This is a genomic window from Phenylobacterium sp., from assembly GCF_036263695.1.
In the GTDB taxonomy this organism is placed as follows: Bacteria; Pseudomonadota; Alphaproteobacteria; order Caulobacterales; family Caulobacteraceae; genus Phenylobacterium.
In genome coordinates this window covers 1-6,564 of record NZ_DATAGM010000265.1, presented here as the reverse complement: position 1 = coordinate 6,564, position 6,564 = coordinate 1, and the positions used below count along the sequence as shown (strand labels likewise).

The following is a 6,564-nucleotide window of genomic DNA, read 5'->3' as shown; positions in this document are numbered from 1 at the left end:
TAGGGCCGCCGCCAACGACCACGAAGGTGGTCAGGCGCTCACGTTCGTGAGGATCGGCGGCAAGCTCCGCCCGTTCGAACGCGGTAAGGATGCGGCGGCGGATTTCGGTAGCGTCTTCGATCCGCTTCAGCCCAGGCGCGTTCGGCGCCCACTCCTCATGGCCGAAGTAGGCGTGAGTGGCGCCGGTCGCGAGCACCAGCACGTCGTAGGGGAAGTCTGCTTCGTTGGTTCTCACGAGCCGCTGAGTGACATCGACCCCGGTCGCCTGCGCCATCACCACCCGCACGTTAGGCTGCCGGGATAAGATGCCTCTGATGGGCCACGCCACATCGGCCGGGCTGAGGGTTGCAGTCGCTACCTGATAAAGCAGGGGTTGGAAGCAGTGATGGTTCTGTCGATCAATCACGGTGATCTGGACAGGGGCGCGATGAAGCGCCTTCGCCGTCTCCAGTCCGCCGAAGCCGCCGCCGACGATCACCACGCGCATGGGGTCCGACATCACCTGCTCTAGCTGCTGCGGCTCGAGGACTTGGCGGTCAGGCGGCGAGACTTGCCGTCTTCTGCCGGCGGTGTGCGATAGCCACTGCTGCCGCGGCTGTTACAATCGTAAGGAACGCGATGGCGCCCCAGGGCGGAGGCGACTTCCCAGCAGCCCGCGTGGCCGGGTCCTCTCCCAGCCGCATCCCGGGAAGCTGCTCGACGACGCGGGCGGCTCGCGCCAACCCGGCGCTCACGGCCTTGAGCGGCTGAGCGACGCGGTCGCCGCGGCGATGAATGAGGCCGTCGACGCTGTCACGGGAGCGGTCCAGAATCGAGAGAGGCAGCGCCGCCAGCACGTTGCCGGGAGGCCTACGCGACACCACAGGGTGCGGGCGGGTGGGCGCGATTCTGCGCACGGCTTCCCAAGCGATGCCTAAGCGCCGAAGCTTCGGCTGCGTCAGCTGCATCTGTAAGCGGGGCAGGAGTTCGTCTTCTTCGTCCCGGACGTCTTGACGGAGCAGGTCGACGAACTGCTGCAAGACCTGCTGTCGGTTAGATGAGTAAGCGTCGCGCCGCTCCAGTTCGCTGGCTAGCGCATTTATCTCCTGGTGCTCCAGCTCCACCCGCAATGTGAGCTGCTGACCATCGGGCGCCAGCCGCCGGATGACTGGCCAAAGAACCGACTCCTCGGCGAAGGCGTGGGGGAACACGAGGCGATAGATCTCACGCAGCACCGGCTGCTGATCCCCGGGCGCAAGGTTTCCGAGCCGCTGCAGCAGATTGTCCAGACGGACATGATCGCGCTTCTGCCGGGCGAGGACGCTAGTGTGTCCGCCCAGTTCCGGCGTCGTCTGCTTGGCCAAGGATTTCATGGTGATGCTCCGACCGAGGGCCGATCAACTATGATCTCGCCCTGGCGCTCACCAACTCCGACGAACGCGGGAATGTTCAGAACTGTCTTTTGTCTAGCCGCAACTGCCTTGACCTGACGAGCCGCTGGGCTGTCCGCCAAGAAATTGCGACGAGACTTACGTGCTTAAGTGCGTTGCCGCCCGGAGCAGGGCTTCTCTTGCACCTGCTGAACCTGCCGAATGAAGGGCGTTCCCATGAAGACGATCCACGTTAAGCCGCTCCCCGGAGGGTGGATCGTAGACGACGAGCTGTCTCGCGGTCCTCTCGTCTTCCTCTCGGGCGGCGCAGCAGAACGAAAGGCGCGAGAGCTTGCGCTGCTTCACGCGCGATACGGACATCAAGCGCACGTTCTCGTTCACGATCGTGTCGGCGTGGTGGTGGGGTCCATTGTGGTCGGACCCGGCTGAAAGCCGCGCGCGACCCTGGCTGCGAACGTGCGGAAGCTGTCGAAAGCTGACCGCGGCGCTTCCCGGCAGGACCTACCTCGCCGAAGACTCCTGACTCGACGTCACACCGGCTGGGGCATGTCGGCGTACTGGCCGCCGCGGCGATAGCGGTAGAGGTAGGTGGGGATCACCGACTCCACCGTCGTCGGCACAATTCCAAGCTCGGCGAGCCCCGGCGCGCCGGGCGAGACGACGTTGTCGGCCTTCAGCAGCGTGACCTGGTCGGAAGTGATCGGCGGCGGGAACGGCGTCATGGCGATCACGTCGCCGACCGATCCCAGCGCGCCGGCCGCGGAGAACGGGATCGGCAGCAGCAGCCTGCGGCGGTGGATCTCCTTCAGCAGCAGCTCCATCAGCTCACGGAAGGTGAACACGCCCGGCCCGCCGAACTCGTATGTGCGGCCGGCTGCCTCGGCGCGGACCACCGTCTCGGCGATCGCCCGGCCCACATCGCCGACGAACACCGGCTGGAAGCGGGTCTTGCCCCCGCCGATCAGCGGCAGGGCGGGCGAGATGGTCGCCATGGCCGCGAAACGGTTGAAGAAGTCGTCCTCGGGGCCGAACACGATGGACGGCCGGATCACCACGGCGTCGGCGAAGCTCTCGCGCACGGCGGCCTCACCCTCGGCCTTGGTGCGGGCGTACCTGGACGGCGAGCCGGCGTCGGCGCCAAGTGCGGAGACTTGCACGAAGCGGGTCGCGCCGGCCGCCCGGGCCGCTTCGGCGGCGTTGCGCGCCCCCACCACGTGCACCGACTGGAACTTCTGCGGCCCGTGCTCGTAGGCCACCGCCACCAGGTTCACGCAGGCCGCCGCGCCCTCCATGGCCCGGGCCAGCGATTCCGGATTGCGGACGTTGGTCTGGACGATCTCGATCTGCCCGACATCGCCGTGCATGCGCTGGTCCAGGGCCAGGTGCGGACGGCGTACGGCCACGCGGACCCTCAGCCCCTGGCGGGCCAGCGCCCGGACCACCTGACTGCCGATGAAGCCGGAGCCGCCGACGACGGTGACCAGATCCTGCATGGCGTTCCCAAAACTCTTTGAAAGAGCGACACCCGTGTCGCGCCCGCCCGATAGACGATGCGGCCTTGCGCCGCAATGCGGCGGGCCGTCCGACGCGACGCCGTTGACGCGTCGGCGTTGACGCGTCGGGGCCGGCGCCCTAAGTAGCCGCCTCCCGATCCGACGGACCGGGCCCAGGTGGCGGAATTGGTAGACGCGCTGGTTTCAGGTACCAGTGGTTAATAGCCGTGGAGGTTCGAGTCCTCTCCTGGGCACCACCCCCGAAGACGCTTCGGGGGCGGCAAAGTCGGAGCGAAGCTTAAGAGCGTGGCCAATTTCCTGCACGACGGAGACCTGCCCGAGGGCGCGCTTTCGGGCGCGGCCGCCGTCGCTGTCGATTCCGAGACCATGGGGCTTAGGCTCGGCCGCGACCCGCTCTGCGTGGTGCAGCTCTCGGCCGGCGACGGCGATGCGCACATTGTCCAGCTGCGCCGCCCGGACTACGACGCCCCGAACCTGAAGCGGCTGCTGACCGATCCTTCCGTGCTGAAGATCTTCCACTTCGGCCGGTTCGATATCGCCATGTTCCACCTTCACCTGAAGGTGGTCACCGCGCCGGTCTACTGCACCAAGATCGCCTCCAAGCTCGCCCGCACCTACACCGACCGTCATGGCCTAAAGGACGTGGTCAGGGAGTTGGTGGGGGTCGACCTCTCCAAGGCCCAGCAGAGCTCCGACTGGGGCTCGACGGATTTGTCCGCCGACCAGCTGGCCTATGCGGCCTGCGATGTGCTGCATCTGCATGCGGTGCGCGAGCGGCTCGACCAGATGCTGGCGCGCGAGGGCCGCGACGGCCTGGCCAGGGCCGCCTTCGAATTCCTGCCCCATCGCGCCCTGCTGGACGTGGCGGGCTGGGAAGACGTCGACATCTTCGCGCACAGTTAGCGACCATGAGCGCGGTCGCCCATCCCGCCGCTGGGCCGAGCCGCCGGCCGGACTTCCTGCGCTGGCGGCGGCGCTCGCGGCTGGTGCGGGTGCTGCGCATCGCTCTGCCGCTGGCCATCAGCCTCATCTTCGCCACGCTGGTCGGTTTTGTGGTCCATGGGACGATCACTGGCGGGCCTGCCCAGTCGGATGCGGCGGATATGCCGATCCGTCTGGTCAACTTCAGGCTGGTCGGCCGGGACGACAGGGGCAGGGCCTTCGTGCTGACCGCCGACTCCGCCACGCGCGACAGGCAGGACTACCAGCGCGTCCTCCTGGTGAACCCCTCGCTGCTGATCGATTCCGAGAGCCCGCGCCCGACCCGGCTGTCGTCGAAGACGGGCGTGATGCACGAGGGCACCGGCAGGCTCAACCTGGACGGCGGGGTGCAGCTGAACGGGACCGACCTGTCGGTCGCCACGGCCTCGTCGGTCTACGACACCGCCACGGGCGTGCTGCAGGGCCAGGGGGACATCGCGGGAAGAACGCCGCTTGGCGAGGTGAACGCGAAGTCCTATGGCGTCTACGACGAGGGCGAACGACTGGTCTTCCGCGGGAATGTGCGCGGCAGGATCGAATCGAAATAGGCGGGGCTAGGCTTCAGCGATGAATTTCTTCCGGAAACTGAACTTTATGGCGATCGCCGCCGCGGCGCTGCTCGCCGGCCCGGCCGCGGCCCAGCTGGCTCAGAACTCCGACGCGCCGGTGGACCTGACCGCCGACGAGCTGGAGGTGCTCAACACCCAGTGCCTGTCGATCTGGCGCGGCTCGGCCGAGGCCCTGCAGGACAATTCTCGCCTTCGCGCCGACGTGCTGAAGACCTTCTTCCAGACGACCGGCGCCACCCGGGCCGGGTCGGCGTCCACCACCAACTGTGGCGCCCTGGATCGCATCGAGGCCGAGGGCAACGTGTTCTACGTAACGCCCGAGCAGCGGGTGCGCGGCCGCCACGCCCTCTATGAGGCGGCCAGCGAGACCATCACCATCACCGGCGACGTGGTCGCCGCCCAGGGCCAGAACGTGCTGCGCGGCGAGCGGCTGGTGATCAACGTGAAGACCGGCCAGGCCCAGATGCACACCAATGTGAAGGGCCGGGGAAAGCCAGGCCGGGTGCGCGGCGTCTTCTATCCCGACCAGCAGCAGGCCCAACGGCGGTAAGGCGGGCGAGCGGTTGAAACAGGAGACCTTCCCCACCGTGCCGGGCCTGGCGGCCGCCGGGCTCGTGGTCGACAACATCGGCAAGTCCTTCAAGGGCCGGCCGGTGGTGAAGGGCGTGTCTCTGCGGCTGGCCCGCGGCGAGGTGGCCGGCCTGCTCGGCCCCAACGGCGCCGGCAAGACCACCTGCTTCTACATGATCACCGGCCTGATCCCGGCCGACTACGGGGCCATCTACCTGGACGGCGAGAACATCACCGGCCAGCCGATGTACCAGCGCGCCCGCATGGGCCTGGGCTATCTGCCTCAGGAGACCTCGATCTTCCGCGGCATGACCGTCGAGCAGAACGTCATGGCGGTGGTGGAGCTGCGCGAGCGCAACCAGACCCGGGCCCGCGAGACGGTCACCGCCCTCTTGGAAGAGCTGCACATCGAGCACCTGCGCGGCGCCCCGGCGGTGTCGCTGTCGGGCGGCGAGCGGCGGCGGGTGGAGATCGCCCGCGCCCTGGCCAGCGAGCCCTCCTTCATGCTGCTCGACGAGCCCTTCGCGGGAATCGACCCGCTGGCCATCGCCGACATCCGCGAGGTGATCACCTATCTGAAGGGCCGCGGCATCGGCATTCTGATCACCGACCACAATGTCCGCGAGACGCTGGACATCATCGACCGCGCCTCGATCATCCACGCGGGCGAGGTGCTGTTCGAAGGCGCCCCCCACGAGATCGTCGACGACCCCGAAGTGCGCCGCGTCTACTTGGGTGAACGGTTCAGCTAGGAGGTCCGCTCGAGATCATGGCGCGGCCCGCCCCGGCAGTACAAATCGAATTGTGAATACGAGCCTCGCGCCGACCGGCAGGGGATCGCCGTTCTTCAGAACGGGCCGGGCGTTGAACAACTCGCGCATCCGGACAGCGGCATCCCCGAAGCCCTCGCCTGCAGGTGTCTCGGAAACCGCCCTGCAATCTTCCAGCACGCCCCCTTCGGCGATGCGGCAGTCGATCGTGGCGGAGCCTGTCACGCCACGACGCTGGGCGTCGCGCGGGTAATACTGGAGAACCCGGCGCACGATTTTCTCGGGACGCGCCCAGACGACCTGCGCCGGATCAACATATCCGGCAGCCAGCGCTGCTGCGCTCACAAGGCTGATAATCATCCGGCCGCCTCCTGCCCCGCGCCCCCGGCCCCGATCCTGGCGATCTTAACCAATCGGTGGGGAACGACCCCTAGTCTGCACGCAAGATTTGGGCCAGCAAGGGGAGCAGGCTTTGGCGCTCAGCGCGCGTCTCGAGGTCCGGCAGGGACAGGGGCTGGTCATCACGCCCCAGCTGCAGCAGGCGATCAAGCTGCTGCAGCTCTCCAACCTCGAGCTGGAGGCCTATGTAGAGGCCGAGCTGGAGCGCAATCCGCTGCTTCAGCGCGACGAGCGCGACGACGAGCCCCAGCGCGGCGAGACCGAGGCGGCCGAGGAGCGGATCGACCCGGAGGCCGTGAGCGACGCCACCGCGGCCGCCGACCTGGACGCCAGCCACGACGAGGCCTCGCCCGGCGAGCGGGCCACCGGCGATTCGCCCGAGGCCGCCGAC

The 6,564-nt window shown here is 67.9% G+C and carries 8 protein-coding genes, 1 tRNA gene and 1 pseudogene; 6 read left to right on the top strand and 4 right to left on the bottom strand.

Going from position 1 to position 6,564, the window contains the following annotated elements; translation table 11 throughout:
- The 3 genes from VHK87_RS10770 to VHK87_RS10760 all read right to left on the bottom strand — a co-directional run.
- A partial coding sequence (locus VHK87_RS10770; RefSeq protein ID WP_329634896.1) for an NAD(P)/FAD-dependent oxidoreductase occupies positions 1-499 on the bottom strand: 499 nt, incomplete at its 3' end.
- 37 nt (positions 500-536) lie between these two features.
- Positions 537-1,352 (bottom strand): hemerythrin domain-containing protein, encoded by an 816-nt coding sequence (locus tag VHK87_RS10765; RefSeq protein ID WP_329634895.1) that lies wholly within the window; start codon positions 1,350-1,352, stop codon positions 537-539.
- A gap of 548 nt (positions 1,353-1,900) precedes the next feature.
- A complete protein-coding gene (locus tag VHK87_RS10760) occupies positions 1,901-2,863 on the bottom strand; it encodes a complex I NDUFA9 subunit family protein (RefSeq protein ID WP_329634894.1) in 963 nt (320 codons plus the stop codon).
- Between the two features lie 171 nt (positions 2,864-3,034).
- Between VHK87_RS10760 and VHK87_RS10755 the strand changes: the two genes are divergently transcribed.
- From VHK87_RS10755 to lptB, 5 genes are all read left to right on the top strand, one after another.
- Positions 3,035-3,120, top strand: a tRNA-Leu gene (locus VHK87_RS10755).
- Between the two features lie 49 nt (positions 3,121-3,169).
- Entirely contained in the window at positions 3,170-3,787 is a 618-nt protein-coding gene (locus VHK87_RS10750) for a ribonuclease D (protein ID WP_329634893.1), read from the top strand.
- A gap of 5 nt (positions 3,788-3,792) precedes the next feature.
- Positions 3,793-4,413, top strand: a complete 621-nt coding sequence (lptC, locus tag VHK87_RS10745) for an LPS export ABC transporter periplasmic protein LptC (RefSeq protein ID WP_329634892.1) — start codon at positions 3,793-3,795, stop codon at positions 4,411-4,413.
- Between the two features lie 19 nt (positions 4,414-4,432).
- Positions 4,433-4,984, top strand: coding sequence for an LptA/OstA family protein (locus VHK87_RS10740; protein ID WP_329634891.1), 552 nt, complete (start codon positions 4,433-4,435; stop codon positions 4,982-4,984).
- A 37-nt stretch (positions 4,985-5,021) separates the two neighbouring features.
- Positions 5,022-5,756: an LPS export ABC transporter ATP-binding protein gene (gene lptB / locus VHK87_RS10735; protein WP_329634897.1), complete on the top strand. Its 735-nt coding sequence runs from the start codon at positions 5,022-5,024 to the stop codon at positions 5,754-5,756.
- Positions 5,757-5,771: 15 nt separating this feature from the next.
- On the opposite strand, the gene VHK87_RS10730 is transcribed toward lptB, so the two are convergent.
- A complete protein-coding gene (locus tag VHK87_RS10730; protein ID WP_329634890.1) occupies positions 5,772-6,134 on the bottom strand; it encodes a TonB family protein in 363 nt (120 codons plus the stop codon).
- A 112-nt stretch (positions 6,135-6,246) separates the two neighbouring features.
- Between VHK87_RS10730 and VHK87_RS10725 the strand changes: the two are divergent.
- Positions 6,247-6,564, top strand: a pseudogene (locus VHK87_RS10725) (RNA polymerase sigma-54 factor); the annotation flags it as partial.

Excerpts from the sequence above, each read along its gene's own strand:
- VHK87_RS10760 (WP_329634894.1), bottom strand. The coding sequence starts at position 2,863 with ATGCAGGATCTGGTCACCGTCGTCGGCGGCTCCGGCTTCATCGGCAGT.
- lptC (WP_329634892.1), top strand. The coding sequence starts at position 3,793 with ATGAGCGCGGTCGCCCATCCCGCCGCTGGGCCGAGCCGCCGGCCGGAC.
- VHK87_RS10765 (WP_329634895.1), bottom strand. The coding sequence starts at position 1,352 with ATGAAATCCTTGGCCAAGCAGACGACGCCGGAACTGGGCGGACACACT.
- VHK87_RS10730 (WP_329634890.1), bottom strand. The coding sequence starts at position 6,134 with ATGATTATCAGCCTTGTGAGCGCAGCAGCGCTGGCTGCCGGATATGTT.
- VHK87_RS10740 (WP_329634891.1), top strand. The coding sequence starts at position 4,433 with ATGAATTTCTTCCGGAAACTGAACTTTATGGCGATCGCCGCCGCGGCG.